24 protein-coding genes are annotated in these 26815 nt (G+C 72.2%); 12 read left to right on the forward strand and 12 right to left on the reverse strand.

Translation table 11 applies throughout. The features are described 5' to 3' along the window. Window positions 1–14: 14 nt before the first annotated feature. Entirely contained in the window at window positions 15–875 is an 861-nt protein-coding gene (locus ACJ5H2_RS03010) for an NUDIX hydrolase (protein WP_408898079.1), read from the forward strand. 22 nt (window positions 876–897) lie between these two features. Here ACJ5H2_RS03010 and ACJ5H2_RS03015 read toward each other — a convergent pair whose 3' ends face one another. From ACJ5H2_RS03015 to ACJ5H2_RS03030, 4 genes are read right to left on the reverse strand one after another with little or no spacing between them, the layout of a single operon-like run. Beyond that, complete coding sequence (locus tag ACJ5H2_RS03015) at window positions 898–1737, reverse strand: ABC transporter ATP-binding protein (RefSeq protein WP_408898080.1); 840 nt, start codon at window positions 1735–1737, stop codon at window positions 898–900. Next, window positions 1734–2780 (reverse strand): FecCD family ABC transporter permease, encoded by a 1047-nt coding sequence (locus ACJ5H2_RS03020; RefSeq protein WP_408898081.1) that lies wholly within the window; start codon window positions 2778–2780, stop codon window positions 1734–1736. The genes ACJ5H2_RS03015 and ACJ5H2_RS03020 overlap by 4 nt, the downstream gene beginning before the upstream one ends. Continuing rightward, window positions 2777–3823, reverse strand: a complete 1047-nt coding sequence (locus ACJ5H2_RS03025; RefSeq protein ID WP_408898082.1) for a FecCD family ABC transporter permease — start codon at window positions 3821–3823, stop codon at window positions 2777–2779. The genes ACJ5H2_RS03020 and ACJ5H2_RS03025 overlap by 4 nt, the downstream gene beginning before the upstream one ends. Further along, the gene (locus ACJ5H2_RS03030) at window positions 3820–4860 is read right to left on the reverse strand and encodes an iron-siderophore ABC transporter substrate-binding protein (RefSeq protein ID WP_408898083.1); all 1041 of its coding nucleotides are present in this window, start codon (window positions 4858–4860) and stop codon (window positions 3820–3822) included. Before ACJ5H2_RS03030 ends, ACJ5H2_RS03025 begins: the two co-directional genes overlap by 4 nt. A 217-nt stretch (window positions 4861–5077) precedes the next feature. Between ACJ5H2_RS03030 and pstS the strand changes: the two genes are divergently transcribed. The 5 genes from pstS (at window position 5078) to ACJ5H2_RS03055 (ending at window position 9904) form a co-directional block, all read left to right on the forward strand. Next, window positions 5078–6172 carry a phosphate ABC transporter substrate-binding protein PstS gene (gene pstS, locus ACJ5H2_RS03035; RefSeq protein WP_408898084.1) on the forward strand — a complete coding sequence of 365 codons (1095 nt, stop codon included), beginning with the start codon at window positions 5078–5080 and terminating at the stop codon, window positions 6170–6172. A gap of 88 nt (window positions 6173–6260) precedes the next feature. Continuing rightward, window positions 6261–7229, forward strand: coding sequence for a phosphate ABC transporter permease subunit PstC (pstC, locus tag ACJ5H2_RS03040; protein ID WP_408898085.1), 969 nt, complete (start codon window positions 6261–6263; stop codon window positions 7227–7229). Between the two features lie 67 nt (window positions 7230–7296). After that, entirely contained in the window at window positions 7297–8352 is a 1056-nt protein-coding gene (gene pstA / locus ACJ5H2_RS03045) for a phosphate ABC transporter permease PstA (protein WP_408898086.1), read from the forward strand. Between the two features lie 5 nt (window positions 8353–8357). Then, complete coding sequence (pstB, locus tag ACJ5H2_RS03050) at window positions 8358–9137, forward strand: phosphate ABC transporter ATP-binding protein PstB (protein WP_408898087.1); 780 nt, start codon at window positions 8358–8360, stop codon at window positions 9135–9137. Between the two features lie 17 nt (window positions 9138–9154). Beyond that, a complete protein-coding gene (locus ACJ5H2_RS03055; protein WP_408898088.1) occupies window positions 9155–9904 on the forward strand; it encodes a response regulator transcription factor in 750 nt (249 codons plus the stop codon). A gap of 6 nt (window positions 9905–9910) precedes the next feature. Here the strand turns inward: ACJ5H2_RS03055 and ACJ5H2_RS03060 are convergent, their stop codons facing one another. The 3 genes from ACJ5H2_RS03060 to ACJ5H2_RS03070 all read right to left on the reverse strand — a co-directional run bounded on the left by ACJ5H2_RS03060 (window position 9911) and on the right by ACJ5H2_RS03070 (window position 13852). Next, window positions 9911–10909 carry an anion permease gene (locus ACJ5H2_RS03060; protein ID WP_408898089.1) on the reverse strand — a complete coding sequence of 333 codons (999 nt, stop codon included), beginning with the start codon at window positions 10907–10909 and terminating at the stop codon, window positions 9911–9913. 16 nt (window positions 10910–10925) lie between these two features. Beyond that, window positions 10926–11543, reverse strand: a complete 618-nt coding sequence (locus ACJ5H2_RS03065; RefSeq protein ID WP_408898090.1) for a DUF47 domain-containing protein — start codon at window positions 11541–11543, stop codon at window positions 10926–10928. A gap of 131 nt (window positions 11544–11674) precedes the next feature. Next, window positions 11675–13852: an RNA degradosome polyphosphate kinase gene (locus ACJ5H2_RS03070; RefSeq protein WP_408898091.1), complete on the reverse strand. Its 2178-nt coding sequence runs from the start codon at window positions 13850–13852 to the stop codon at window positions 11675–11677. A gap of 85 nt (window positions 13853–13937) precedes the next feature. On the opposite strand from ACJ5H2_RS03070, the gene ACJ5H2_RS03075 reads away from it, so the two are divergent. Beyond that, window positions 13938–14963, forward strand: a complete 1026-nt coding sequence (locus tag ACJ5H2_RS03075) for an alpha/beta hydrolase (RefSeq protein WP_408898092.1) — start codon at window positions 13938–13940, stop codon at window positions 14961–14963. Window positions 14964–15062: 99 nt separating this feature from the next. Here the strand turns inward: ACJ5H2_RS03075 and ACJ5H2_RS03080 are convergent, their stop codons facing one another. The 3 genes from ACJ5H2_RS03080 to mshD are packed head-to-tail and all read right to left on the reverse strand — an operon-like array spanning window position 15063 to window position 20125. Beyond that, window positions 15063–15653, reverse strand: a complete 591-nt coding sequence (locus ACJ5H2_RS03080; protein WP_408898093.1) for a hypothetical protein — start codon at window positions 15651–15653, stop codon at window positions 15063–15065. Then, window positions 15650–19231, reverse strand: coding sequence for a hypothetical protein (locus ACJ5H2_RS03085; RefSeq protein ID WP_408898094.1), 3582 nt, complete (start codon window positions 19229–19231; stop codon window positions 15650–15652). Before ACJ5H2_RS03085 ends, ACJ5H2_RS03080 begins: the two co-directional genes overlap by 4 nt. A gap of 30 nt (window positions 19232–19261) precedes the next feature. Continuing rightward, entirely contained in the window at window positions 19262–20125 is an 864-nt protein-coding gene (gene mshD, locus ACJ5H2_RS03090) for a mycothiol synthase (protein ID WP_408898095.1), read from the reverse strand. Window positions 20126–20193: 68 nt separating this feature from the next. Between mshD and ACJ5H2_RS03095 the strand changes: the two genes are divergently transcribed. Further along, window positions 20194–21750 (forward strand): FMN-binding glutamate synthase family protein, encoded by a 1557-nt coding sequence (locus tag ACJ5H2_RS03095; protein ID WP_408898096.1) that lies wholly within the window; start codon window positions 20194–20196, stop codon window positions 21748–21750. A gap of 50 nt (window positions 21751–21800) precedes the next feature. Here the strand turns inward: ACJ5H2_RS03095 and ACJ5H2_RS03100 are convergent, their stop codons facing one another. Further along, window positions 21801–22535 carry a response regulator transcription factor gene (locus tag ACJ5H2_RS03100; protein ID WP_408898097.1) on the reverse strand — a complete coding sequence of 245 codons (735 nt, stop codon included), beginning with the start codon at window positions 22533–22535 and terminating at the stop codon, window positions 21801–21803. Between the two features lie 202 nt (window positions 22536–22737). On the opposite strand from ACJ5H2_RS03100, the gene ACJ5H2_RS03105 reads away from it, so the two are divergent. From ACJ5H2_RS03105 to ACJ5H2_RS03120, 4 genes are all read left to right on the forward strand, one after another. Then, window positions 22738–23013 (forward strand): MoaD/ThiS family protein, encoded by a 276-nt coding sequence (locus ACJ5H2_RS03105; RefSeq protein WP_408898098.1) that lies wholly within the window; start codon window positions 22738–22740, stop codon window positions 23011–23013. Between the two features lie 83 nt (window positions 23014–23096). Then, window positions 23097–24476 carry an O-antigen ligase family protein gene (locus tag ACJ5H2_RS03110; protein ID WP_408898099.1) on the forward strand — a complete coding sequence of 460 codons (1380 nt, stop codon included), beginning with the start codon at window positions 23097–23099 and terminating at the stop codon, window positions 24474–24476. Continuing rightward, window positions 24473–25222: an FkbM family methyltransferase gene (locus tag ACJ5H2_RS03115; RefSeq protein WP_408898100.1), complete on the forward strand. Its 750-nt coding sequence runs from the start codon at window positions 24473–24475 to the stop codon at window positions 25220–25222. Before ACJ5H2_RS03110 ends, ACJ5H2_RS03115 begins: the two co-directional genes overlap by 4 nt. Window positions 25223–25254: 32 nt before the next feature. Continuing rightward, window positions 25255–25968 carry a TylF/MycF/NovP-related O-methyltransferase gene (locus tag ACJ5H2_RS03120; protein ID WP_408898101.1) on the forward strand — a complete coding sequence of 238 codons (714 nt, stop codon included), beginning with the start codon at window positions 25255–25257 and terminating at the stop codon, window positions 25966–25968. Window positions 25969–26051: 83 nt separating this feature from the next. Here the strand turns inward: ACJ5H2_RS03120 and ACJ5H2_RS03125 are convergent, their stop codons facing one another. Continuing rightward, window positions 26052–26762 carry a sugar transferase gene (locus tag ACJ5H2_RS03125; RefSeq protein ID WP_408898102.1) on the reverse strand — a complete coding sequence of 237 codons (711 nt, stop codon included), beginning with the start codon at window positions 26760–26762 and terminating at the stop codon, window positions 26052–26054. Between the last annotated feature and the right edge of the window lie 53 nt (window positions 26763–26815).

Raw genomic sequence — 26815 nt, forward strand, 5'->3', positions numbered from 1 at the left:
CTACGCTGGGCCCCGTGCCCGACATCCTCGCTGCCGGCGTGGTCGTGTTCCGTCCCCGACGTGAGGTGCTCCTCGTGCACCGTCCGAAGTACGACGACTGGTCGTTCCCCAAGGGCAAGCTGGACCGCGGCGAGCACCCGGTCGCGGCCGCGGTGCGCGAGGTCGCGGAGGAGACCGGTCTCCACGTGCGGCTCGGCCCGCCGCTGCCGTCCCAGCGCTACCCGGTCGGACAGCGCACGAAGACCGTGCACTACTGGACCGGCCGGGTGGTCGGAGACGACGACGTGGCGGCGTACCGGCCCAACGACGAGATCGACGAGGTGGCCTGGGTGCCGGTGGCCGAGGCACCCGGTCGGCTGACCTACGAGCACGACCGGGAGACGCTCGCCCGCGCGCTGCGGGTGCGACGCCGGACCCACGCCGTCGTCGTGCTGCGCCACGGGCAGGCCCGCGCGCGGAGCGCGTGGCGGGGCCCCGACTCGGGCCGGACGCTGGTCAAGGTCGGCGAGCTGGACGCCGACCGACTGGTTCCCCTGCTGGCGGCGTACGACGTCACCCGGATCCTCACCTCGACCAGCACCCGCTGCGTGCAGACCGTGCGTCCCTACGCGGAGACCGCCGGCCTCCCGCTGGACCTGCGCCCGCGGCTCAGCGAGGAGCACGCCACGCCGCAGGCGGTGGAGCGGGTCGTCGAGGACCTCTTCGACGTCCAGGCAGGCGGGGTGCTGTGCACGCATCGCCCCGTGCTGCCGCTCGTGTACGACGCCGCGGGGATCGAGGTCGACCCCGACGCCGGCCTCGACACCGGCGAGATGCTGGTCCTGCACGTGCGCAAGGGCCGCGTGGTGGCGGTGGAGCGCCACCGCCCGCGCTGACCCGCCCGATGCGTCCGGCCGGTCAGCGCGCCGCCGCAGTGGCGTGGTGGCGGCCGATCGGGACCATCAGAGGCTTGCCGGACACGGGGTCCTCGATGACGGTGCTCGGCAGTCCGAAGACGTCCTCGACCAGCGTCGGGTCCAGCACGTCCTGCGGACGGCCCGCGGCGTAGAGCGTCCCCTCCCGGAGCGCGACCAGGTGGTCGGCGTAGCGCGCCGCGAGGTTGAGGTCGTGGAGCACCATCACGATGGTGGTGCCCTGGGCGCGGTTGAGGTCGGTGAGCAGGTCGAGCACCTCGACCTGGTGGCTGACGTCGAGATAGGTGGTGGGCTCGTCCAGGAGGAGGATCTCGGTCTCCTGGGCCAGCGCCATCGCGATCCAGACCCGCTGGCGCTGGCCGCCGGACAGCTCGTCGACCGCGCGGTCGACGAGGTCGAGCGTGCCGGTCGCCTCCAGCGCCGCGGCCACGGCCACGTCGTCGGCGTGCGACCAGCGGGCGAAGGCCCGCTGGTGCGGGTGCCGTCCCCGGCCGACGAGGTCGCCGACCGTGATGCCCTCCGGCGCGATCGGCGACTGGGGCAGCAGTCCCAGCCGGAGGGCCAGCTGGCGGGCGGGCAGCGTGTGCAGGGCCTCGCCGTCCAGCAGCACCCGGCCCGCGCGGGGCGCGAGGAGCCGCGTCATCGAGCGCAGCAGGGTCGACTTGCCGCAGGCGTTCGGACCGACGATCGCGGTCACCTCGCCCGGCGCGATGACGAGGTCGAGGCCGTGGACGACCTCACGGTCGCCGTACCCGAGCGTGAGCCGCTCGATCTCGAGGCGGGGCGGCCGTGCGGGCGGCCGTGCGGTGGCTGACGGGTTCATGTGCTTCCTCCGACCCGGTTGACGCGGACGATCAGGTAGATGAGATACGGCGCGCCGAGGACCCCCGTGACGACGCCGACCGGCAGCCGGGTGCCGAAGGCATGCTGGCCGGCGAAGTCGGCGACGAGCGTGAGCAGGGCCCCGACGAGCGCGGCGGGGACGAGCAGGGAGCCGCGGTGGCCGACGACCCGGGCGGCGATCGGACCGCACAGGAACGCGAGGAAGGCGATCGGTCCCGCGGCCGCGGTGGCGAAGCAGACCAGGCCCACGGCGGCGACCATGGTGACCAGGCGCATCCGCTCGACGCGGACGCCCAGCGCTGCGGCAGCGTCGTCGCCGAGCTGGGACGCCGTCAGGTGGCGTGCCTGGACCAGGATGACGCCGCCGAGGAGGCTGAGCGCGACGAGGACGAGGAGCACGTCGCGCCACAGCGCGCCGTTCAGGCTGCCCGTCAGCCACCGCAGGGCCTCGGCGAGCTCGACGTTGCGAGCCCGCTCGAGCTGCCAGGAGATGACGCTCTGCATCATCGCCGCGACTCCGATGCCGATGAGGATGAGGCGGGTCCCGGCGGCGACGCCGCGGCGGTAGGCCAGCAGGTAGATCAGCAGGGCGACCCCGGTGCCCGCGGCGACGGCGACCCAGGAGACGACGATGCCGCTCAGCGAGAAGGTCACGATGGCGACCGCGGCGGCGGCGCTGGCGCCCTCGGTGACGCCGATGATGTCCGGGCTGGCGAGGGGGTTGCGCAGCAGGGTCTGGAAGGTGGCGCCGGCCAGTCCGAAGCTGAGCCCGACGAGCACGGCGAGGCTGGCGCGCGGCAGCCGGAGGCGACCGACGATGAACTGCGCCCCAGGAGGCTCCTGGCCCAGGATCACGGCGACCACGTCCTGGATCGGGTACACCGTGGAGCCGAGCATCAGGCTGGCGACGTACGCCGCCACGACCAGGAGCACGAGGACGGCGAGCAGCGTCGCCCGGCGTCGGCTCCGGGCGCGCCGCCCGTGCCGGACGCGTGCGACGGCGGTCCCCTCGATCGTGCTCACAGCTCCCTCACCCTCCGTTGACGCGCGACGGCGATGAAGATCGGGGCGCCGATGAGCGCCGTGATGATCCCGACGTCGACCTCGGACGGGGGCGCGACCACCCGACCGACGACGTCGGTGAGGACCAGCAGGATCGCACCGCCGACCGCGCTGAACGGGACCAGCCAGCGGTGGTCGACGCCGACGAGGAGCCGGCAGAAGTGGGGGACGACCAGACCCACGAAGGCGATCGGCCCCGTGATCGCGGTCGTCGCGCCGGCGAGGACGACGGCGCCGAGGGAGGCGAGCAGCCGGGTACGGAGGACGTGCTCGCCCAGCCCGGCCGCGAGGTCGTCGCCGAGACCGAGCATGTTGAGGCCGCGGGCACACCACAGGCACAGCACGGCGGCCACCAGCAGGAAGGGCCCCATCTGCCAGATCTTGTCGTCCGTGGCGCCGCCGACGCCTCCGATCTGCCAGGAGACCACGTTCTCCGAGATGTCGGGACGGGGCAGCACCACTGCCGTGACGAAGGACGAGAGCGCCGCCGCGGTGGCCGCGCCCGCGAGGGTGAGCTTGAGCGGCGTGCTGCCGCCGCGTCCGAGGGAGCCGACGGTCCAGACGAACACCGCCGTGACGGCGGCGCCGAGGATCGCGACCCAGATGTATCCGGTGGCCGTGGACAGCCCGAACCAGGCGATGCCGACGGCGATCGCCAACGAGGCGCCGGTCGTGATGCCGAGGATCCCCGGGTCGGCGAGCGGGTTGCGGGTGACGCCCTGGAGCACCAGGCCCGACACCGCGAGGGCGGCGCCTGCGATCACGGCCAGGGCCGTGCGCGGCACCCGCTTCGCGACGGCCGCCCGGGCGAAGCTGTCGGTGTCGCCCGTGAGACCGGCCCAGATGTCGCTCCAGCCCACGTCGCGCGAGCCGAGGACGATCGAGAGCGCGCAGGCCGCCAGGAGCGCCACGGTCAGCCCGGCGAGCCACGCGCCGCGCGCCCGCCGGGACCGCTGCAGCGCAGCGGTCCCGACGGGCGCCTCGACCGGATGGGTCGTGCTCACCGGGTCGTGTACGCCGCGGCCTTCGCCAGCAGCGTCACGTACTCCTCGACGAGATAGGGCACAGAGAGCGCGGTCGGGTTGGCCGCGGTGCCGATGGCCTTGCCCTCGCCGTCGAGGTTCACGATCGCGTTGTTCTTGACCGCGGGCAGCTGGGACAGGACCGGGTCGCCCTCGAGCGCGTCGACGAGCTCCTGGCCGCCGTAGGTGATGATCACGTCGACGTCGGCCAGCTCGTCGGCGCGCTCCGCGCTGATCGAGCCTGCGTAGTCGCCGCTGTCCCCACTGGCCTCGACGATGCTCGGCGCGATCTCCATGCCGAGGTCGAGCAGGTACTTCGAGCGGGTGTCCGCCGCGCTGTAGAAGTTGATCTCGCTCAGGTCGGACGGGTCGACGTGGGTCATGAACATGCCCGTCACGCCCTCGAGCTCGGGATGCTGCGCGACCGCGTCGGCGATGGTCTTCTCGAGGTCGGCGACCAGCTGCTCGCCCTCCTCCTCCATGCCGAGGCCCTTGGCGTTCTGCAGGATGGAGCCGCGCCACTCGGTCGCCCAGGGGTGGTCCGGGTAGGCGACGACCGGGGCGATCTCGCTGAGGGTGTTGTAGTCGTCCTCGCTCATGCCGGAGTAGCCGGCCAGGATGACGTCGGGCTCGGTCTCGGCGATGGCCTCGAAGTCGTAGCCGTCGGACTCGTCGAAGAGGACCGGGGTCTCGGCGCCGAGCTCCTCCAGCCTGTCCTCGGTCCACTGCTGGACGCCGTCGCCGTCGTCGTCGCCCCAGGTCATCTCGGACATGCCGACCGGCACGATGCCGAGGGCGAGCGGGACCTCCTGGTTGGCGAAGTCGATGGTGGCGACCCGCTCCGGCTTCTCCTCGATCACGGTGGAGCCGAAGGCGTGCTCGACGGTCACCGGCGTCCAGGCGCCGGAGCCGCCGGCGGAGGCGCGGTCCGCCTTGTCGCCGTCCTCGGTGCCGCAGGCGGCGAGGCCGGCGGCGAGGGTGAGCGCACCGAGGGACGCCAGGAGCTTCTTGGGGTTCACGGGGGACCTCTCGTCAGGGTGAGTTGATTAGATAAGCCTTACCTTAGATCACCTTGGTGAGGCCTCGATCACGGGGTGCCCCCACCCCGACCGCCAGTGTTCACCGTTCGTTCAGATCGACCGGGGAGATGCGTTACCGACGCTGCCTAACTTCCCCGGTGTCCAGTACGTACGAGGGGCGGGAACGCGCAGCCCCTCACCTCCGAGAGGCAGTTCCTTGAACCTCAAGTCCATCCGCCGCGCTGCCGTCCCCGGCGTCGCTGCCCTTGCCCTGCTGATGAGCGCCTGCGGCGCGTCCAACGAGGACGGCGGCAGTGACACCGGCGAGTCCGGCGGCCTCAGCGGCAACCTCAAGGGTGGCGGCGCGACGTCGCAGGAGAAGGCGCAGGAGGCGTGGAAGACCGCCTTCCAGGGCCAGAACGACGGCCTCACGATCGACTACGCCCTGCTCGGCTCGACCGACGGCCGCAGCCAGTTCGTCAGCGGCGCGCTGTCCTTCGCGGGCTCCGACTCCTACATCGCCGACGAGGAGCTCGACGCCGCCAAGGAGCGCTGCGGCGGCAACGTCATCGAGGTCCCGGCGTACATCTCCTCGATCGCGGTCGCCTTCAACATCCCGGACGTCGACACCCTCAACCTCGACGCCACCACGATCGCGAAGATCTTCGACGGCAAGATCACGAACTGGAACGACCAGGCGATCGCCGACCAGAACCCCGACGTGACGCTTCCCGACCTGAAGATCTCGCCGGTCCACCGCGCCGACGACTCGGGCACGACCAAGAACTTCACCGACTACCTCGGCAAGGTCGCGCCGGACGCGTGGGGCTACGAGGCCGAGGACGCCTTCCCGGTCTCCGGCGGTCTCTCCGCCGAGGGCACGTCCGGTGTCGTCAAGCAGATCGGCGACACCGAGGGCGCGATCGGGTACGCCGACGCCAGCCAGACCGGTGACCTGAACGTCGTCTCGGTCAAGGTCGGCGAGGAGTACGTCGCCCCGTCGCCCGAGGGTGCCGCCAAGACCGTCGCGGTCTCGCCGACCGTCGAGGGCCGTGACGAGACCGACATCGCCGTCGACGTCGACCGCAACACGACCGAGGCGGGCGCCTACCCGGTCATCCTGCTCTCGTACCTCATCGCCTGCGAGACCTACGAGGACCAGGCCGAGGCGGACAACGTCAAGGGCTACCTGAGCTACATCGTGTCCGACGAGGGCCAGGCCGAGGCGGCCGACTTCGCCGGCTCCGCCCAGCTCGCGCCCGAGACGGCCAGCCAGGCCCAGGAGATCGTGGCGGGCATCTCCGCCAAGTGACCTCCGCGTGAGGGGTGAGGACGCCCGACCGGCGTCCTCACCCCTCACGGCACATCCCCGAGCAGCACCCGAGCATGAGGTGACAGCAGTGACAGCACCCCCCGCCGAGGTCGAGGACGCCTCCGCGAACTGGGCCAAGGCGCGCGCCGGTGTCGGCGACCGCGTCTTCGCCGGCGCCGCCCTGGCGGCGGGCCTGACCATCCTGGCCGCGCTGGCCGGCGTCTTCGTCTTCCTCGCGGCCAAGGGCGCCTCCGGCTTCACCAAGCCGGCCGAGGTGTACGGGCCGCACGCCGAGAGCTTCCTCGGGTACGTCGTGCCGCTGCTCGTCGGCACCTTCACGGCCTCGGTCATCGCGCTGATCATCGCCGTCCCCCTCTCCTTCGGCATCGCCTTGGTCATCAGCCACTACGCGCCGCGGTGGATCGCGGCGCCGGTCGCCTACGTGATCGACCTGCTGGCGGCCGTACCGTCCGTCGTCTACGGGCTGTGGGGAGCGTTCTTCCTCGCCAAGCAGCTGGTGCCCATGCACGTGTGGCTGCACGAGAAGCTCGGGCCGGTCCCGGTCGTGGGCAACCTGTTCGGCGAGCCGAACCCCGCCGGCCGCTCGGTGCTCACCGCCGGCATCGTGCTCGCGATCATGATCCTCCCGATCATCACCGCCATCACCCGCGAGGTCTTCTCGCGCACGCCGCGGCTGCACGAGGAGGCCGCCCTCGCCCTCGGCGCGACGCGCTGGGAGATGGTGCGGATGACGGTCTTCCCGTACGCCCGCTCCGGCATGGTCTCCGCCGTGATGCTCGGCCTGGGCCGCGCGCTCGGCGAGACGATGGCGGTCACCATGGTGCTCTCGGTCGGCTTCGACCTGTCGTGGAACATCATCGCCACCTCGAGCCCGACCTCGATCGCCGCCAACATCGCGCTCAAGTACAAGGAGCGCAGCGCGGACCTGCTCAACGTCCTCGTCGCGACCGGGCTGGTGCTGTTCCTGATGACCTTCCTCGTCAACTTCCTCGCCCGCTGGATCGTGGGCCGCAGCGAGAGGCGGATGGCACGATGAACCACCCCATGAAGTTCCTCGTCTCCCCCGCTTCGCTCCTCCGGCTCGCAACTCCAAGGGGACCCCGATGAGCACCCTCGAAGAGGTCCAGACCCGGGTCCACGTCCCGCTCGTCCAGCCGCGGCTCCCGCGCCAGGCCCCCGCGATCGTGGGGGTGATCGCTCTGGCGTTCGGTGCCCTGCTGCTCGTGCTCGGCGTCGGCGTCGTCAGCGCCGTGGTGCTCGGCGTGCTCGCCTTCCTCGTCGTGCTGCCGGTCTGGTCGCTGGGCGTCGAGGGCCGGCGCGGTGCGACCGACCGCCTGATGACCGGCCTGATCTGGACGGCCTTCGCCATCGCCGTGGTGCCGCTGGTGTCGCTGATCTGGCGCGTCATCAGCAAGGGGGCGGAGCGGGTCGACGGCGTCTTCCTCAGCTACTCCTTCTTCAAGACGCAGATCGACCAGCCGGTCGGCGTCTACCACGCGATCATCGGCACCCTGCTGATCACGCTCGGCGCCGCGGTCATCTCGGTGCCCGTCGGCGTGATGGCGGCGATCTACCTGATCGAGTACGGCAAGGGCAACAAGCTCGCCAAGGCGATCACCTTCCTGGTCGACGTCATGACGGGCATCCCGTCGATCGTCGCCGGCCTGTTCGCGTTCGCCCTCTTCACGCTGCTCTTCGGCCCGGCCTATGTGTCCGGCATCGGCGGCTCGGTGGCGCTGTCCCTGCTGATGATCCCCATCGTGGTCCGGGCCACCGAGGAGATGCTGCTGCTCGTGCCCGACGACCTGCGCGAGGCGGCGTACGCACTGGGCACGCCGAAGTGGAAGACGATCGTGCGGATCGTGCTCCCGACGGCCCTCGGCGGCATCCTGACCGGCATCACGCTCGCGGTGTCCCGGGTCATCGGCGAGACCGCGCCGCTGCTCCTCATCGCCGGCGCCACCGACCGCACCAACATGAACCTGTTCGACGGCGCGATGACGACCCTCCCGGTCCTCATCTACGGCCAGAACCTGCGGGGCGACGCCCCCGCCGAGGCGATCGCCTGGGGCGCCGCCTTCATCCTCATCGTCATCGTGATGGTGCTCAACCTCGTTGCGCGCATCATCGGCAAGATCTTCGCGCCCAAGAAGGGTTGAGAACCATGGCCAAGAGCATCGACGTCTCCGACGTCAACATCTACTACGGCGACTTCCTCGCGGTGGAGGGCGTCAACATGACGATCCGCGCCGGCGCGGTCACCGCCTTCATCGGGCCCTCGGGCTGCGGGAAGTCGACCTTCCTGCGCTCGCTCAACCGCATGCACGAGGTGATCCCGGGCGCGCGGGTCGAGGGCAAGATCGTCGTCGACGGCCAGGACCTGTACGAGCCCGGCGTCGACCCGGTCGCCGTACGCCGCCAGGTGGGCATGGTCTTCCAGCGCCCCAACCCCTTCCCGACGATGTCGATCTACGACAACGTCCTCGCCGGGCTCAAGCTCAACGCGGGCAAGATGAAGAAGTCCGCCGCCGACGACGTCGTCGAGAAGTCGCTGCGCGGGGCGAACCTGTGGAAGGAGGTCAAGGACCGGCTCAACAAGCCGGGCATGGGCCTCTCCGGTGGTCAGCAGCAGCGCCTGTGCATCGCGCGCGCGATCGCCGTCGAGCCGCAGGTCCTGCTCATGGACGAGCCCTGCTCGGCCCTGGACCCGATCTCGACCTCGGCGATCGAGGACCTGATCCACGAGCTCAAGAACGAGTTCACGATCGTGATCGTCACCCACAACATGCAGCAGGCGGCGCGCGTCTCGGACGAGACCGGCTTCTTCAACCTCAAGGCCACCGGCGAGCCCGGCCACCTGGTCGAGTTCAACCCGACCAAGAAGATGTTCGCCAATCCCGACGACCCGGCCACCGAGGCCTACATCTCCGGTCGCTTCGGCTGAGCCGGCCGTCTCGGGCGATGATGGGCACCTCGGACGGGCGTCGGGACGCCCGTCGCCAGTCGGTGCGCGCCTATCTCCACCGCTGGGTCGAGTCGGCAGGGGCACAGCTCCTGGTGGTCGACCCCAGCGACGACGGGGGCGCGCTGGCCGAGGCGATGGCAGGGCGCGGCGTCCATGTCACCTGGGTCGGCTCGACCCTGGACGGGCTGGTGGAGTTCGGCCGGACCGACCCCCACGCCGTCGTGGTGACCCCGGAGGCGCCGGGGATCCCGGCCGCTGAGTTCGTCGGCGTGATCCGGCAGCACGGCGCGCCGTACGTGATCGCCGGGGCGTGCAGGCTGGAGAGCTCGGGAGCGGACGGTGTGGGGCCGCTCATGCTCGCCGGGGCCTCGGCGGTCGTGCTGCGACCGTACGCGCCGCAGCACCTGTGGGAGCTGCTGACCCACGCGCCGCGCTCGCTCGCCGAGCACGCGCGGCTCGAGGTCGGGCCGCTCGTGCTGGACGCGACCGCCTACAGCGTGCGGGTCGACGGCGAGCGGATCGCGGACCTGCCTCTGAAGGAGTTCGAGCTGCTGCGCGCGCTGATGCTCGCCTCGCCCGGAGTGGTCACCGACGACGAGCTGCGCGCCGCCCTGTGGGGCAGCGACGGACGGCGGCCCGGGGGCAACACCATCGCCATGCACGTCACCCGGCTGCGCAGCCGGCTCGGCGAGGTCGCCGACGTACGCCGGATCCGGGGCCGCGGCTACAGCCTCACGGTGGGGTGAGCCGCCTCAGAGGCGGGTGATGCCGTGGATGATCGCGTAGCTGAGCGCGGCCACGGACGCGGCCATCGGGAAGGTGAGCACCCATGCGGCCAGGATGGTGCGCGCGACACCCCAGCGCACCGCGGACAGGCGCTTCGTGGCGCCCACGCCCATGACGGCGGAGGTGATGGTGTGCGTCGTCGAGATCGGAGCCTCGTAGACGTACGCCGTGGTGTACAGCACCGACGCCGCCACCGACTCCGCCGCGAAGCCCTGGGGCGGGTCGAGGTGGATGATCCGGCGGCCCAGGGTGCGCATGATCCGCCAGCCGCCGGCCCAGGTGCCGGCCGAGATCGCGGCGGCCGCCGAGAAGATCACCCACAGGGGCAGCTCGTCGTTCGCGCCGACGTACCCGCCGGTCAGCAGGGCCAGGAAGATCACGCCCATCGTCTTCTGGGCGTCCTGCAGGCCGTGGCCCAGCGCCATCGCGGCAGCGGAGACGGTCTGGGCGATCCGGAAGCCGCGGTTGGCCTTGTGCGGGTTGGCCTTCCGGAAGATCCACAGCAGCGCGAGCATGACCAGGAAGCCCATGCCGAAGGCGAACAGCGGCGAGACGAACATCGGGATGACGACCTTCTCGAGCACCGTGCTCCACGAGACGCCGACCCCGGCGGCCAGCGCCGAGCCGACCAGGCCGCCGATGAGGGCGTGCGAGGAGGAGGACGGCAGGCCGAAGTACCAGGTGATCAGGTTCCACGCGATCGCCCCGATCAGCCCTGACATCACGATGATCAGACCGTGGTTGGTGTCGGGAGGGTCGATCGTGTCGCTCACCGTGTGGGCGACCTTCTGTCCGAGGAAGGCGCCGACGAAGTTCATGATCGCGGCGAGGCCGAGCGCGACGCGCGGCGTGAGCGCGCGCGTCGAGACAGAGGTGGCGATCGCGTTGGCTGCATCGTGGAAGCCGTTGGTGTAGTCGAAGACCAGGGCGACGACGACGACCGTGATCACGATCGCGAGGGTCATGTCCACGGGTTCGGGATCAACTTTCCTTGACGGCGATCTGCTCCACCGTGTTGGCGACCTTCTCGAAGGCGTCGATGGCGCCCTCGAGCGACTCGACGATGTCCTTGAGCTTGAGCACCTCGATGGTGGGGTACTCGCCGGAGAAGAGCTTGGCCAGGGTCCGCCGGTGGTTGCGGTCGCCGGTGTTCTCCAGGCGGTTGATCTCGATCCAGTAGTCGTCGAGCGACTTCATGGACTGCAGGCGCGGCATCGCGGACGCGGTCAGCTCGGCGCACCGCTGGAGCACCTCGACCTGCTCGGAGAGCTCGGGCGGCAGCGACTCGACCTCGTAGAGGAGGATCAGGTCGACCGCCTCGTCCATCATGTCCATGACGTCGTCGAGGCCCGACCCGAGGGCGTAGATGTCCTCGCGGTCGAAGGGCGTCACGAAGGTGCTGTTGACCTTCTTGACGATCTCGTGGGTCGTCTCGTCGGCGGCGTGCTCGGCGGCACGCATCCGCTCGGCGACGCCTGCCTTGTCCGAGGTCTCGGACAGCATCTCCGCGAGGAGCTCGGCCCCACCCACCAGGTGGTTGGCCGACTGGGTGAAGAGGTCGTAGAAGGAGGTATCGACCGGACGCAGACGTAGACCCACATGGACTCCCGTTGAGGCGGTGGCGAACGGCCTCATGCTAGGGGACCACGAGCGCGTGAACGCAACTGCGGGCCGCCGCTGCGGCTGTGGCGCGGAGCACTGCGACGCGTTGTCGCAGGTCAGGGGCAGGTTCAGCTCGTCGTACGACGGCGGCGCTGCTGCTCGATGAGGCGCTCCTGGAGGTGCACCTCGCCGGAGTTGCGCTTCCACTCGCCGTCGGAGCCGAGCTCCCAGGCCTGGGTCGTGGGGGCGAACGCGAGGTCCAGCAGGCGGCGTACGTCGTCGCGGCTGGCCTCCGGCAGGCGCACCAGGACCTCGACGCGCCGGTCGAGGTTGCGGTGCATCAGGTCCGCGGAGCCGATCCAGGTGGTCGGCGTGCCGCCGCCCTCGAAGGAGAAGACCCGGCTGTGCTCGAGGAAGCGGCCGAGGACGGAGCGCACGCGGACGTTCTCGCTCAGCCCGGGGACGCCGGGGCGCAGCGCGCAGATGCCCCGCACGAGGAGCTCGACCGGAACCCCCTCGCAGGAGGCGAGGTACAGCGCGTCGATGGTCTCCTCGTCGACGACCGAGTTGGCCTTGAACCGGATCCCGGCGGGCCGCCCGGCCCTGTGGTGCTCGATCTCCGCGTGGATCTGGTCGACGAGCCCTGCCCGGACCGAGTCGGGGGCGACGAGGAGCTCGTCGTAGGTGGCCTTGCGCGACCAGCCGGAGAGGTTGTTGAAGAGGTGGGCGACGTCCTCGCCGATCGTCTCGTCGGTCGTCAGCAGGCCCAGGTCCTCGTACATCCGCGACGTCTTCGGGTTGTAGTTGCCCGTGCCGATGTGGGTGTAGCGCCGGATGCCGCCCGCCTGCTCGCCTTCGTCGCGGACCACCATGGCCAGCTTGCAGTGGGTCTTGAGGCCCACCAGGCCGTAGACCACATGGCATCCGGCCTGCTCCAGCTTGCGCGCCCAGCGGATGTTGGCCTGCTCGTCGAAGCGGGCCTTGATCTCCACCAGCACGAGCACCTGCTTGCCGGCCTCCGCGGCGTCGATGAGGGCATCGATGATGGGGGAGTCGCCGGAGGTGCGGTAGAGGGTCTGCTTGATCGCGAGCACGTGCGGGTCGGCCGCCGCCTGCTCGATGAACCGCTGCACCGACGTGGCGAACGAGTCGTACGGGTGGTGCAGCAGGACGTCGCGGCGGCGCAGCGCCTTGAACACGTCGACGGGCGCGGAGGACTCGAACTCGGCCAGCCGGGGATGGGTGCTCGGCACGAAGGACGGGTACTTCAGGTCCTCGCGGGGCAGGTCGGCGATCGAGTGCAGTCCGCGCAGGTCGAGCGGCCCGGGCAGGCGGAAGACCTCGCTCTCGCTGATGTCGAGCTCGGAGACCAGGAGCTCGAGGACCGAGGGCGCGATCGACTCCTCGACCTCGAGGCGCACCGGCGGGCCGAACTTGCGGCGCAGCAGCTCCTTCTCGAGTGCTGTCAGCAGGTTCTCCGCGTCGTCCTCCTCGACCTCCAGGTCCTCGTTGCGGGTGACCCGGAAGGTGTGCGCCTCCAGCACCTCCATGCCGGGGAAGAGCCGGCGCAGGTGGGCGCCGATGACGTCCTCGAGGGGCACGAACCGGGCGTTGCCGAGCGCCACGAAGCGGTCGAAGTTGGAGGGCACCTTGACGCGGGCGAAGAGCTCCTTGCCCGTCTTCGGGTTGCGCAGCACGACGGCGAGGTTGAGCGAGAGCCCGGAGATGTACGGGAACGGGTGGGCCGGGTCGACGGCGAGCGGGGTGAGGACGGGGAAGATGCGCTCCTTGAAGAGCCGCTTGCACTCCTTCTGCTCCTCGCGGTCCAGCTCGCTCCAGCGCACGATCTCGATGCCCTCCGCGCCGAGCGCGGGGATGATCTCGTCGTGGAACAGCCGTGCCTGGCGCTGGCTCAGGTCCTCCGAGCGGCGCCAGATCGCCTGGAGCACCTCCAGCGGCATCAGGCCGCTGGCCGCCCGGACCGCCAGGCCCGTGGCGATGCGGCGCTTGAGCCCCGCCACCCGGACCATGAAGAACTCGTCGAGGTTGCTGGTGAAGATCGCAAGGAACCGGGCCCGCTCCAGGAGGGGCAGCTCGGTGTCCTCCGCGAGCTCGAGGACCCGCTCGTTGAAGCGCAGCCAGGACAGCTCCCGGTCCAAGAAGCGCTGGTCGGTGGCGGCGATGCGGGCGACCAGCTCAGGGTCGGGGACGTACCCGTCGTCCGCGGGCTCCAGGTCGGGGACGGCCACCGGCACGCCGGTCTCGGCCTCCGGCAGGAGGGACGTCGGCTGCGGCTCGGGCGACATGTCGCGAGTGTGGCACCCGCGGGTGAACGGCGGGTGACGATGGACGGGCCCGGCCGGGGCGGCGTACCCGAAGTATGTTGAGCGCGTGAGCATCCGATCCGCGGTCGAGTCCCGTGCCCTGGCGACGCTGATGGGCCTGCCGCCGCAGGCGCAGCGACTGATCTCCGGGCGGCCCCTGGTGCTGGACGGGCAGACGCTCGCGCCGGACCTGCAGGTGATGCTGCGGCTGCAGCGGCTGGCCCGCAAGAGCGACCTGGCCGGCACGAGCCTGGTCAAGGGGCGCACGGACATGCGCGAGAACGCGGTCCTGGTGGGCGGGCGGCAGCCGATCGGCAGCATCCGCGACCTCGCCGTCGCCGACCTGCCGGCGCGCCTCTACGTGCCGTCCCGGCCGTCGGGCTCGGGCCTGCTCGTCTTCTTCCACGGCGGCGGCTTCCTGTACGGCGACCTCGTCTCCCATGACGCGCCGTGCCGGCTGCTCGCCGAGGAGTCCGGCGTCCGCGTCCTGGCCGTGGAGTACCGGGTCGGCCCCGAGGCGGCCTTCCCCGCGGCGTTCGACGACGCCGAGGCCGCGCTGCGCTGGGTGCACGAGCACGCCGAGGAGCTGGGGGCCGATCCCGCGCGGATCGGCGTCGCCGGCGACTCGGCCGGCGGCAACATCGCCGCCTGGACGGCGATCGTCGCGGCGCGCACCGGTCTGCCCCTGGCCTTCCAGCTGCTCGTCTACCCGTGCGTGGACAACGCCCGGGACACCGAGAGCCTGCGCCTGTTCGGGGAGGGCCTCTACCTCACCGCCGAGTCGATGGCCTGGTTCAACGAGACCTACCTGCCCCGGCCCGAGGACAAGGCCGACGAGCGCACCAGGCTGCTGGACGTCGACCTCCCCGCCGGCCTCGCGCCGGCCCATGTCGTCACCGCCGGCTTCGACCCGCTGCGCGACGAGGGGGAGGACTACGCCCGCCGCCTCGCCGACGCCGGCGTCGACGTCGAGCTGCGGCGCTATGTCGACCAGATCCACGGGTTCTTGAACATCCTCGGCGTGGGCCGCAGCAGCCGGGCCGCCGTACGCGAGATCGCGGGGCGGCTGCGGGCGGCGCTCGGATCCGGGTGAGGGCGGCGGGGGAGGCCAGCTGTAACTAACTGTCGTTGCCACTACCGCACCGGTCTACGGGTCAGGTAGTGGCAACAACAGTTAGTTACAGCTGCCGGCTCAGAGCTCGGGGCGGTGCTCGCGCACCTGCCGGACGAACTCCTCGGCGTCGACCATCGAGGCGTCGATCACGAACGGCTCCATGCCCTTGCGGGGGAAGCGGACCGCCCAGTCCCGATCGCCCGGTCGGCCCACCATCTCGACCCGGGTCTCGGGCTTGCGCAGGTCGAAGCGGTGCGTGCTCTCGCCCTGCTCGATGTAGACGATCCCGCGGACCACGCTGACCTCGACCGGTACGACGCGGGTGCGGGCGGCGGCCCAGGCGAGCGCGATGGTCACGAGCACCATCGCGATGCCGAACGGGGTGCCGATCTTGCCGTTGAGGACGGTCAGCAGGACGACCATCCCGGCGACGACGGCCGTCGCGCCGAGCACGATCGAGAGCACGCGGGGGTCGCTCCCGTCGCCGGTGAGCCGGTCGCCGGCCAGCGGCTCGCCCTCGAACAGCGAGAGGGTCTCGTCCTGCTCGGCGCGAGCGCTCGCGAGCTCCGCACGCAGCCGGGCCACCTCGTCCTGGCTCTCGGCGAGGCGGCGCGCGAGGTCGTCGCGCTCGAGCCGGAGCGCGACCACCGGGTCGACGTCGTGGGTCATAGGTCCGGACGCCACTGGCGCAGCGCCTCCAGGAAGGTGTGCGCGTCGACCATCCGGTTGTCGATCACGACCGGCGACATGCTGCGGCGCAGGATGAGGACACGCCAGGTGCGGGAGCCCGGCGTACCGGTCTGCTCGATCTTGGTGTTCGGGCTGGTCAGGTCGAAGGTGCTGTTCGTGTCGCCCTGCGTGACCTTGAGGACGCCGGTCTCGTCGATGTGCACACTGCGCGAGGAGTTGCTCGCCTTGAGGGCGTAGCCGAGCAGCACGGCGGCCACCACCGTCAACGTCGCGCTGAAGGCGATGTCGTCGGCGAGGGTGCCCTTGATCGCCATCCGCCCGACCATGGCCGCGAGCCCGATGGCGATGAGGATGGCGAGCGGGGCCAGGCTGTCGCTGCCGCGCTTGGCGTGGAAGGGGACGCGCTTGACCGGGGCAGCGGCGGCCGGGGCGGGGCTCGGCTCGCGCTGGGCGACGGGCTCCGGCTCGACGACGGGCTCGGGCTCGACGACGGGCTCGGGCTCGACGACGGGCTCGGGCTCGACGACGGGCTCCGGCTCGACGACGGGCTCCGGCTCGACGACCGGCTCCGGCTCGACGACGGGCTCCGGCTCGACGAGGGGCTCGGCCTCGGGGACCGATGCGGCCTGCGCGCGACGGTCGACCTCGGTGAGCGGGGCCGTGAGCGGGTCGTGGTCGTCGACGGCGGCATCGCGGGTCTCGACGTCGTCGAGGAACTCCTCGGTCTCGTCGGCCGCCTGCTCGCTCTCCGCGGACACGTTCGCCCCGGCGCGCCACTGCTCCAGCAGCGACGGCGACCGCTCGGCGTGCCCGCCGAGCGCATCGGGGTCGATCGGCTGCTGCGCCTCCGGCTCCAGGACGGGGAGCGGGACGCTCTCCTCGGCCAGGCGGGCGCGGATCTGCGCCATCTGGGCGGCGAGGTCACCGGCGGGCGGCACGTCGGTGGCCGGCTCGGCCTCGATGAGCTCGTCGATGCGGTCGCCCCGGTCCGGCTCGGGACTCGGGTCGGGCTCGACGACGGGCTCGGGCTCGACGACGGGCTCGGGCTCGACGACGGGCTCGGGCTCGACGACGGGCTCGGGCTCGACGACGGGCTCGGGTTCCACGACCGGCTCGGGCTCGACGACCGGCTCCGGCTCGACGACCGACTCGAGCTCGACGACCGGCTCGGGCTCGACGACGGGCTCGGGCTCGACGACCGGCTCCGGCTCCACGACCGGCTCCGGCTCCACGACGGGCTCGGGCTCCACGACCGGCTCCGGCTCCACGACCGGCTCCGGCGCGGCGGACGCGGGCAGGTCGGCCGCGGGCACGACCGGCGGCTCGAGCGGGGCGTCCGGGCCCAGATGGGCTCGGATCTGGGCGACCTGCTGGGCCAACGCGGCGGCGTCGGCGAGGGCCCGCTCCCGCTCCCGCGCCAGCTCGGCGGCCCGTGCCTCGGCCTCGGCGCGGGCGCGGGCGTGCTCGAGCGCGCGCTCCTCGGCCTGGACCAGGTCGGAGCGCAGCGCCTCGACGGTGCTCGCATGGGCGGCGGCCAGCTCGGCTGCGGAGGCGTGCGCGGAAGCCGCGGCCGCCTGTGCCTCGGCGGCGAGCTCGATCTGCTGGCGCGCGGCCTCCTCGGCGAGGCGTCGGGCCTCGTGGGCCTCCTGGGCCCGGCGGGCCAGCTCGATGGCGGACTCGTCGGCGGCCACCCGCGCTGCGGACTGCTGCTCGGCGCGCGCGGCGGCCTCCTCGGCCCGGCGCTCGGCCGCCTCCGCGGTCTCGAGGGCCAGCCGCGCGAGCTCGGCCTGCTCGAGGGCGGCCTGCTCGGCCGCGCGACGTGACTCCTGGGCCTCCTGCGCGAGGCGGGCGTGCTCGGCGGCGGCCTGCTCCGCGATCGCCCGCTCCTCGACGGCCTGACGGGCCAGCGCGCCGTGCTCCTCCGCGCTCGCGGCCGCCTGGTCGGCGAGCAGGCGCGCTCGCTCCTCGGCGGCCTCCGCCGCGCGGTGGGCGTCCTGTGCGAGGGCGGCCTGCTGGCGGGCGGCCTCCTCGGCGAGCGCCCGGGCCTGGGCGATCTCCGCGGACGTCCGCTCCGCGGCCGCTCGCTCCTCGAGGACGCGGCGCGCGAACTCGGCGTGCTCGGCGGCGCTGACCGCGGCGGCCTCGGCCATCACCCGCGCCCGGGCCTCGGCGGCCTCGCGGGCGGCGTGGGCCTCGGCGGCGAGCCGGGCCTGCTCGATCGCATGGAGCTCGGCCTCCTCGCGGCGCGCGGAGGCGGCGTTGGCCAGGCGGTCCGCCTCGGCGCGCGCCTCGTTGGCGAGGCGTGCGGCCTCCTCCGCGGCGAGGCGCTCCGCGGCCTGCTCGGCCGCGGCGAGCTCGGCGTCGCGGCGCAGCCGCGCGGCCAGGGCGGCGACGACCTCCGCGTTGTCGCGCGTGCCCGTCTCCCCGGGCTCGGCCCCGTCCGCCGTCTCCGCCGGCGCCACCAGCTCGGCCTCGATCTCGGCCCGGGCGTGGGCCAGGACCTCCTCAGGCCGGCGCGGCACGTCCTGGGAGCGGTCGATGTGCGGGATCGGCTCCTCCAGCAGCGGAGGCTCGACGACCTCCGGCAGCGGGCGGGCCTCCGGGCGCGGAGCGGCGCCCGCGCCCGGGCGACGGCGCAGCCGGGCCAGGCCCTTGGGCTGGGGGACGGGCGTGGGCTCGGAGAACCCGCCGTCGACGGCGGCGGCGATGACCCACTGGCCCGCCTCCTCGTCGGTCGCGCGGTGGACGCGGGGCGCCGAGGGCGCCTGAGGCTCCGGCTCGCCCTCCGCCGGGTCCGGCGTGGCGTCCGCGGGACCGGCCGGCGCGGCCGGCGCGGACGGGCCGTCGGCGTCGACGGGGCTGTCGACGGGGCTGTCGACGGGGCTGTCGAGGTCGGGAGTGACGTCCTGCGCCGCAGCCCCCGCGGTCTCCTCGCTGCGCGCGTCGATCCAGAACTCCCCGCTGAGGGGGTCGGCCTGCGGGGAGGCGGCGGCCTCCGGCGCCTCGTCACGGCGCGCGTCGATCCAGAACCCGCTGCTGGGCGGATCGGTCGGCGGGGTGAGTGCTTCGGTGGGTGGGTCCGCGTCGGCGACCTCGTGCGGCGCGATCTCCGGGCTCGGCCGGCTCAGGGAGCGGTCGATGACGCTCGCCCAGTCGGTGGCGGGCCCTGGGCCGAACCGGTCGGAGCCGGCCGCGTCGCGGTCGTCGTCCGCGACGGGCGCGTGGGGCTGGACCATCGCGTCCCAGTCGATGTCGTCGGCGTCGCCGGTGTCGGGCGCGACACCGGACCGGTTGCCGACCCGCGAGACGATGTCCGCGTCGCCCGCCGCCGCGTCGTCCGTGCCGTTCCCCTCGTCGCCGCCCTCGTCCTCGGGGGGCACCGAGGTGTTGCTGCGCCGCAGCAACTCCTCCACGTCCTCGGGCTCGAGGTCGCCGACGGCCGGGAGCTCGTCGTCGTGGCGCCGCCACAGACCCTTCCGTCCCCGACCGCGGCCAGGACGCGCGCCAGCGAGCCGGGAGCCCTCGGGATCCGGCTCGCCGTCGCTGACAGAGCTCATGATGGGTAAATCTACTCAGCAGTCATGGGGTTACGCGGAGAGTTCCGGGCGCTGGTACTGCACGTGGGTGTCCGCGGCGGCATGCTGGAAGCCCAGATCCTCGTACAGCCGGCGTGCGGGCGTGTTGTCGGACTCCACGTAGAGCAGCACCTCGGCGACGCCCCGGGCCGCGAGATGGTGCAGGCCGGCGACCGTGAGCACCCGGCCGAGTCCGCGGCCCTGGGCGGTGGGGGAGACGCCGACGACGTACACCTCGCCCAGGGCGGCGTCGTGCTGCTTGGTCCAGTGGAAGCCGAGGAGGTCGCCCTCCTCGTCGACGGCGAGCAGCAGCCCCGCGGGGTCGAACCACGGCTCGGCCATCCGCTCGGCGAGCCCCGCCGCGTCGAGCGCCCCCTGCTCGCGGTGGTGCGCGAACGCCGCGGCGTTGACCCGGAGCAGCGCCTCGGCGTCGCTCGATCCGTAGTCGCGGATCAGGACGCCCGCGGGCAGCTCGACCGCCGGCAGCGGTACGCCGGCGGGCCGGCGCATCACCCACAGCTCGCGGGTCCGGGCGAACCCCCAGCGTGCGGCGAGCGCGGCGGCGGCCGGGTGGTCGCCGTGCGACCACGCGGTCAGCAGCCCAGGCTCGGTGACGGCCAGCTCGCCCAGCGCCGCACCCAGCCCACGTCCCCGCGCCGCGGGTGCGACCGCGAGGTCGAGCTCGGTCCCCCGGCGCAGGGCGAAGGCCTCCTCGCTCACCCAGGCGCCGATGCCGGCGAGCCCGTGGTGCCGCAGACGCAGGACGGCCGCCTCGTCCAGAGGGTCGGTGCCGTCCACCGCGCGGCTCGCCTCCCGCACCCGGGCGATCGCGTCGAGGGCGGGCCGGTCGGAGAGCAGGTCCAGTGCCGAGGTCACCCGCCCCACGTTATCCGGCTCCTCGCCAGGCGTTTGCGCGTGACGCTGCGTCACGGTAGGACTGCTGCATGAAGCTGAGCCACGCCGTGGGCGGGGCCGCCGTGGCGCTCGGGGCGCTCGCCGCCCGTGACCTCGCCCAGAAGAAGCACGCCCTGCAGCGCAACTTCCCCGTGATCGGTCACGCGCGCTACTGGCTGGAGCGGATCGGCCCGGAGCTGCGCCAGTACATCGTGACCAGCAACGACGAGGAGCGGCCGTTCAGCCGCGACCAGCGGACCTGGATCTACGCCTCCAGCAAGGAGGAGAACAGCTATTTCGGGTTCGGCACCGACGCCGACGTGGAGCACGTGCAGGGCCAGGCGTACATCAAGCAGCGCACCTTCGCCGACCGGCTCCCCAGCGACCAGGACCACGACTGGACGCTGCCCTCGGCCAAGGTCCTCGGCGGCCCGCGCCGCCGGGCGAAGGCCTTCCGCCCGGGCTCGGTCGTGAACGTGTCGGCGATGAGCTTCGGGTCGCTCTCGTCGAACGCGATCACGGCGATCAACAAGGGCGCGGCGGCGGCCGGGTGCCTGCACAACACGGGCGAGGGGGCGATCTCGCCCTATCACCGCAACGGTGCCGACCTCGTCGTGCAGATCGGTACGGCGTACTTCGGCTGCCGCGACGAGAACGGGGCGTTCTCGCTGCCGCGCCTGAAGGAGATGATCGCCAGCGCGCCGGTCAAGGCGCTCGAGATCAAGCTCAGCCAGGGCGCCAAGCCGGGCCTGGGCGGTCTGCTGCCGGCGGCGAAGGTGACGGCCGAGATCGCCCGGATCCGTGGCATCCCGGAGGGCAAGGACTGCTCGTCGCCGTCGCGGCACACCGCCTTCCACGACGTGGACTCGATGCTGGACTTCGCGGAGATGCTCGCCGACGAGACGGGGCTGCCGGTGGGCATCAAGTCCGCGGTCGGCGCGATGGACTTCTGGGAGGAGCTCGCGCGACTGATGTCGCCGCGTGAGCGCGGCGTCGACTTCATCACCGTCGACGGCGGCGAGGGCGGCACGGGCGCGGCGCCGCTGATCTTCGCCGACGCGGTCTCGCTGCCCTACCGGATGGGCTTCTCGCGGGTCTACGCCACCTTCGCCGAGCTCGGGCTGACCGACGACGTGACCTTCATCGGCTCGGCCAAGCTCGGGCTGCCCGACAACGCGGTCGTCGCGTTCGCGCTCGGCGCCGACCTGATCAACGTCGCGCGCGAGGCGATGCTCTCCATCGGGTGCATCCAGGCCCAGAAGTGCCACACCGACCACTGCCCGACGGGGGTGGCCACCCAGAACCCCTGGCTGGTGCGGGGGCTCGACCCGGACTCGAAGGCGGAGCGGTGCGCGGTCTACCTGCGTACCCTGCGCAAGGAGCTGACCCGGGTCTCGGCAGCGGTCGGCGTGGCCCATCCGTCGCTGATCACCTGTGCCGACGTCGACATCTTCAACGGCGACTACGACGCCCGCTCCCTCGCGTCGGTCTACGGCTACAAGGACGGGTGGGGCGAGCTCGGGCCGGCGCTGCGCGAGCAGGTGGTGCGCCTCATGCACCCGCAGGAGAGGTTCGACGAGAAGGGCGCCGCCACGGAGAACCGGTGAGCGATGGCCACGGCCGAGGGGGCCGAGTGGGCCGAGGGGGCCGAGGACGCTCAGCCCTCGGCCGTCACCCGCGAGCTCGCGGACTCGTCCGCGGCGGCGTCGTCCTTGCTCGGCAGCACGAACCGGTAGCCGACATTGCGCACGGTGCCGATGAGGGTCTCGTTCTCGGGGCCCAGCTTGGCGCGCAGCCGGCGGACGTGGACGTCGACGGTGCGGGTGCCGCCGAAGTAGTCATAGCCCCAGACCTCCTGCAGCAGCTGCTGCCGGCTGAACACCCGGCCGGGGTGCTGGGCGAGGAACTTGAGGAGCTCGAACTCCTTGAACGTGAGGTCGAGCGCGCGCCCGCCGACCTTCGCGGTGTAGGTCGCCTCGTCGACCACGACCTCCCCGGAGCGGATCAGGTGGGCGTCGGGATCGGCCGCGTCGCGCGCCGCGGCGAGGCGTCCGATCGCGAGCCGGATCCGGGCCTCGAGCTCGGCCGGCCCGCAGGTGTGCAGGACGACGTCGTCCATCCCCCAGTCGTGGTGGACGACGGCGAGGCCGCCCTCCGTCGCGATGAGGACGACGGGGACGTCGGTGCCGGTCGTGCGGATCAGTCGGCACAGGTCCCGGGCTCCGGCCAGGTCCTGCCGCCCGTCGACCAGCACGAGGTCGGAGTCGGGTGCGTCCAGCAGGGCGCTGCCCTCGGCGGGCAGGATGCGCACCTGGTGGCCGAGCAGCGCGAGACCGGGCAGCACCTCGGCCGAGGGCTGCAGGGCGCTGGTCAGCAGCAGCAGCGTGCTCATCGGGGCCCCCGCGAGGTCGGCCGCCGGGCGGGCGGAGCGGGGCAGTGCGGGAACGTCGTGGGATGGTTCACGCTGGCCTCCTCGCCGGCGCGCCGTGTGACGGCGGCACCGAGTCGACACCGAAACGCAACGTTGGGCCCCGGCCAGTTTTCAGGTGAGGGACGATACCGAAATACACAGTCAACGGGGAAGGGTCGTCGAGGTGAGTGAGACACAGGTCATCCGGGTCCGGTACTGGGCCGCCGCCCGCGCGGCGGCCGGGATCGCGGAGGAGGACGTCGTCGTCGACGGGCCCGTGTCCCTCACCGAGCTGCGCGACGCGGTGGTGGCGCGGCACCCCGAGAGCCGGCTGGCCGAGGTCGTCGGCGTCTGCTCGGTCCTCGTGGGGGAGCGCCCCGTCTCGTCCGGCGACCCGGCGGCAGTCGTCGTACGGCCGGGGGAGACCGTGGAGTTCCTGCCTCCGTTCGCGGGTGGCTGATCCGCCGCGGCGGAAGTCGCGCGTCGCCTAGACTCCCTTCCGCCGTTGTCGGTACGACGACAGCGGAGCCGACGAGGAGACCAGTGCCGAACCAGACCACCGCCCGACCGCCCACGGCGGCCAGGGGCGACGGCAGCACCGGCGTCGTCGAGCGCCGCGTGGTGACGGTCCTCGTGGTCCTGCTGGCCGTCGTCCTCGCGGCCGCCTCGGCGCGCGGCCCGATCGCGGCCGCGCTCGGCGTGGCGGTGGCCGGGTTCGTCGCGGCGCTCGCCGTCATCGGACGCCAGCGGATGGCGCTGCTGGCGATGGTCGCCGCCTTCGCGACCGCCCCGATGTACAAGGGCCTCGCCCCGAGCGAGGACATGCCGATCACGCCCACCGACCTCGTGTTCGGCATCGCCGTCGTGCTGCTGCTGCCGACCGTCATCGGTCGGCCCGTGCGCCTGCCGCTCGGCTATGTCGTCGGCGTCCTCATCATCTTGACGACCGGCACGCTCTCGACGGTGTTCTCCCCGGCGCCGGTGATCAGCGTGCTCCAGTTCGTGCAGTGGCTGATCGTCCTGGTGGGGCTGGTCGGCCTGCTCGCGATCTGGTCGCCGGGCTGGCGCACGGTCGACCTGCTGCTGTGGAGCTATGTCGCCGGGCACACGCTGAGCACCCTCTACTCCCCGGTGGGCGAGTCGATCGCCGGCCGCAGCGTCGGCCTCACCCACCATCCGAACGCCTTCGGCGAGGCGGGCGTGATGGCCTTCGCCGCGCTCATGTACCTGTGGCGGCGGGGCGAGTCGGTCTGGTACCGGCTGGTCGTCGCCGCCTGCGCCGGTGCGGCGGTCCTGTCGGTGGTGACGAGCGGCAGCCGGGCCGCGGCGGCCGTGGTCGCGGGCCTGATCATCATGGTGCCGTTCGTGGAGCGCTCGGCCGTCAAGGGCTTCGTGCTGGCGCTGGCCCTCGCGATCGGCGTCTTCTCGCTGCCGCTGCTCATCGACTCGACGGGCGACACCTCGGCTCTGGCGCGGCTGGCCGGAACGGGCGACGCGCTGGTGGCGGACCAGGCGCGGAGCAACGCGCAGGACTTCGGCATCGACATGTTCTTCCAGCACCCGATCGTGGGGAACGGGTTCGCCGAGGCGATCTACGTCCACAACGTCGTGCTCGGCGTCGCCGCGAGCATCGGCGTGGTCGGGCTGCTCGGCTACCTCATCGTGCTCTTCGTGCTGGCGCGGCCGATCATCGGCACCCATCCCAATCGGCGCATCGCCTACCTGGCGTGGGCGTTCATCGCCATCACACCCACCGTCCCCGCCCTGGAGGACCGGACCCTCTGGGTGCCGATGGCGCCGGTGATCCTCCTGGCGATGAACATGCGCAAGGAGCGCGACACCGACCCGGACCATCCGGACGAGCCGAACGACGCGTCCTCGACCGCCCTTCCTGCCACCCCCGTGACGGAGACCCCCCGATGAGCAACGGCCCCGACCAGAGCCTGAAGAACCGCCTGCGCGAGCGGGCCAAGCTGGCCGTCCGCGGCGGGCTGCACCGCCTCGACCTCGATGTGAGCCGGGGCGTGTTCACGCGCCAGGTCGCCCGCACTCTCGAGTCCCGCAGCATCGACACCGTCCTCGACGTCGGCGCCAACGTCGGCCAGTACGCCCTCGGCCTGCGCCGCTCGGGCTACGCCGGCCGGATCGTCAGCTGCGAGCCCCTGTCCGGGGCCTACGGCGAGCTGTCGCGGCGCGCCGCGAAGGACCCGCACTGGCACACCGTCAACGCCGCGGTCGGCCGCGAGCCCGGCCAGACCGACATCAACGTCGCCGCGAACTCGTACTCCTCCTCCATCCTCGGCATGACCCAGGCGCACCTCGACGGCGCGCCCGACTCGGCGTACGTCGCGGTCGAGCGCGTCGAGGTGACCACGGTCGCCGCGCTCGTCGAGCAGTACGCCGTCGACCCGGCCCGCACGCTGCTCAAGATCGACACCCAGGGCTACGAGGCCGAGGTGATGGCGGGCGCGGGCGAGCTGCTCGGACGCTTCGACGGCCTCCAGCTCGAGGTCTCCTTCGTCGAGCTCTACGAGGGCCAGCAGCTCGCCGAGCAGACCGTCGCGGTGCTGCGCGAGCACGGCTACCGGCTGCAGAGCCTCGAGACCGGGTTCTCGGACCCCACCGGGCGCCTGCTGCAGTGCGACGTCCTCGTGGTCCGCGACCACTGACCTGCCCTCCCCCCATCGACAGGAGCACTCCCGTGGCACGTTCCCTCCACAGCGCCCTCGCCGGCTTCCGGATCAAGTCCAAGGTCGCGATCGCCAAGGTGGGCGTCGACAGCCGCCGTCTCGACACCCTGGTCAACCTCCCGAAGATCGAGACGTGGCGCCGCGAGCACGTCCCGGACGGCACGCCGGCGTTCGCCGAGCGGACCGAGATGTACGACCACGTGCACGCCCAGCTGATCGGCGACGCCCCGATCGACTATCTCGAGTTCGGCGTGTTCCAGGGCGAGTCGATCCGGCACTGGTCGAGCCTGAACAAGAACCCGGAGTCGCGCTTCTACGGCTTCGACTCCTTCGAGGGCCTGCCGGAGGACTGGAAGCGCTTCGACGGCCAGATGGTCAAGTCGCACTTCGACGTCGACGGCGCCCTGCCCGACATCGACGACGACCGGGTCTCGTTCGTGCCCGGCTGGTTCCAGCACACGCTCGACTCCTTCCTGGAGAAGTTCGAGCCGCAGGGCCAGCTCGTGCTGCACGTCGACTCCGACCTGTACTCGTCGGCGCTCTACGTGCTGACCCGCCTCGACGCGCTGCTGGTGCCCGGGACGATCGTGATCTTCGACGAGTTCTCCTCGGTGCTCAACGAGTTCCAGGCGCTCGACAACTACTGCTCGGCGTACATGCGCGAGTACGACGTGCTGGCGTCGGCCTGGCACTACTTCGGGCACCTCGCGATCCGGATGCGCTGAGCGCGCCCGTCGTACGCGACGACCACACACCACGAACCCCGGGCCGACGGCCCGGGGTTCGTGGTATGTCGTCGTCGGTGCGCTCAGGCCACGTCGGCCTCGGCGGCGGCCGGAGCCACGTAGCGCGGGTGCGCCAGCTCGGGCGCGTGCACCCGGTGACGGCGCGGCTCGGCGAGGCGCATCGCCTTCTCGTAGGTCATCGGCTTGCGCAGCCCGAAGGTGATGAGCACCGTGTGCAGCAGGATCATGAAGTCCAGCCGCAGGCTCGGGGCGGTGGCCGTGCGCAGGGAGTAGGCGGACTCGAGGGCCAGCCGCTGCTGGTCGTCGATGTCGTGCCGGCCGATCAGCTGCGGGAGGCCGGTCAGTCCGGCCGGAGTCACCCAGCGGGAGTCGATGTCGCCGTGCTGCTCGCTGAGGGCGGTGCGGACGACGTCGGTGAGCGGGCGGGCGCCGACGATGCTCATCTCGCCGCGCAGCACGTGGATGAACTGCGGGATCTCGTTGAGCCCGAGCCGGTCGAGCACCCGGCCGACCGGCGTGTACAGCGGCGAGTCCGGCGGGGTGTTCAGGAAGCGTCCCGCCTCGACCGGCGCCGTCACCTTGTTGGCGTTCGGCACCATGACCCGCAGCTTCACCATCTGGATGGCGGTGCCGGGCCCCACCCAGCGCCGCGACCTGTAGAAGATCGGTCGACCGGACAGCACCAGCACGGCCAGCGCGGAGAGGGCCACGACAGGCACCCACACCACAGCGGTCAGGCAGATGACGACGACGTCGAACGTCCGCTTCTTCACCCGTTACCTCCAGCAGAGATGTGTCCCCGAATGCGGGTGAGGCTGTCCCGCGA

This window comes from Nocardioides pymetrozini, assembly GCF_046058985.1.
Lineage (GTDB): Bacteria > Actinomycetota > Actinomycetes > Propionibacteriales > Nocardioidaceae > Nocardioides.

Excerpts from the sequence above, each read along its gene's own strand:
- ACJ5H2_RS03015 (WP_408898080.1), bottom strand. The coding sequence starts at position 1,737 with ATGAACCCGTCAGCCACCGCACGGCCGCCCGCACGGCCGCCCCGCCTC.
- pstA (WP_408898086.1), top strand. The coding sequence starts at position 7,297 with ATGAGCACCCTCGAAGAGGTCCAGACCCGGGTCCACGTCCCGCTCGTC.
- pstB (WP_408898087.1), top strand. The coding sequence starts at position 8,358 with ATGGCCAAGAGCATCGACGTCTCCGACGTCAACATCTACTACGGCGAC.
- ACJ5H2_RS03055 (WP_408898088.1), top strand. The coding sequence starts at position 9,155 with ATGATGGGCACCTCGGACGGGCGTCGGGACGCCCGTCGCCAGTCGGTG.
- ACJ5H2_RS03060 (WP_408898089.1), bottom strand. The coding sequence starts at position 10,909 with ATGACCCTCGCGATCGTGATCACGGTCGTCGTCGTCGCCCTGGTCTTC.
- ACJ5H2_RS03070 (WP_408898091.1), bottom strand. The coding sequence starts at position 13,852 with ATGTCGCCCGAGCCGCAGCCGACGTCCCTCCTGCCGGAGGCCGAGACC.
- ACJ5H2_RS03080 (WP_408898093.1), bottom strand. The coding sequence starts at position 15,653 with ATGACCCACGACGTCGACCCGGTGGTCGCGCTCCGGCTCGAGCGCGAC.
- ACJ5H2_RS03085 (WP_408898094.1), bottom strand. The coding sequence starts at position 19,231 with ATGAGCTCTGTCAGCGACGGCGAGCCGGATCCCGAGGGCTCCCGGCTC.
- ACJ5H2_RS03095 (WP_408898096.1), top strand. The coding sequence starts at position 20,194 with ATGAAGCTGAGCCACGCCGTGGGCGGGGCCGCCGTGGCGCTCGGGGCG.
- ACJ5H2_RS03100 (WP_408898097.1), bottom strand. The coding sequence starts at position 22,535 with ATGAGCACGCTGCTGCTGCTGACCAGCGCCCTGCAGCCCTCGGCCGAG.
- ACJ5H2_RS03115 (WP_408898100.1), top strand. The coding sequence starts at position 24,473 with ATGAGCAACGGCCCCGACCAGAGCCTGAAGAACCGCCTGCGCGAGCGG.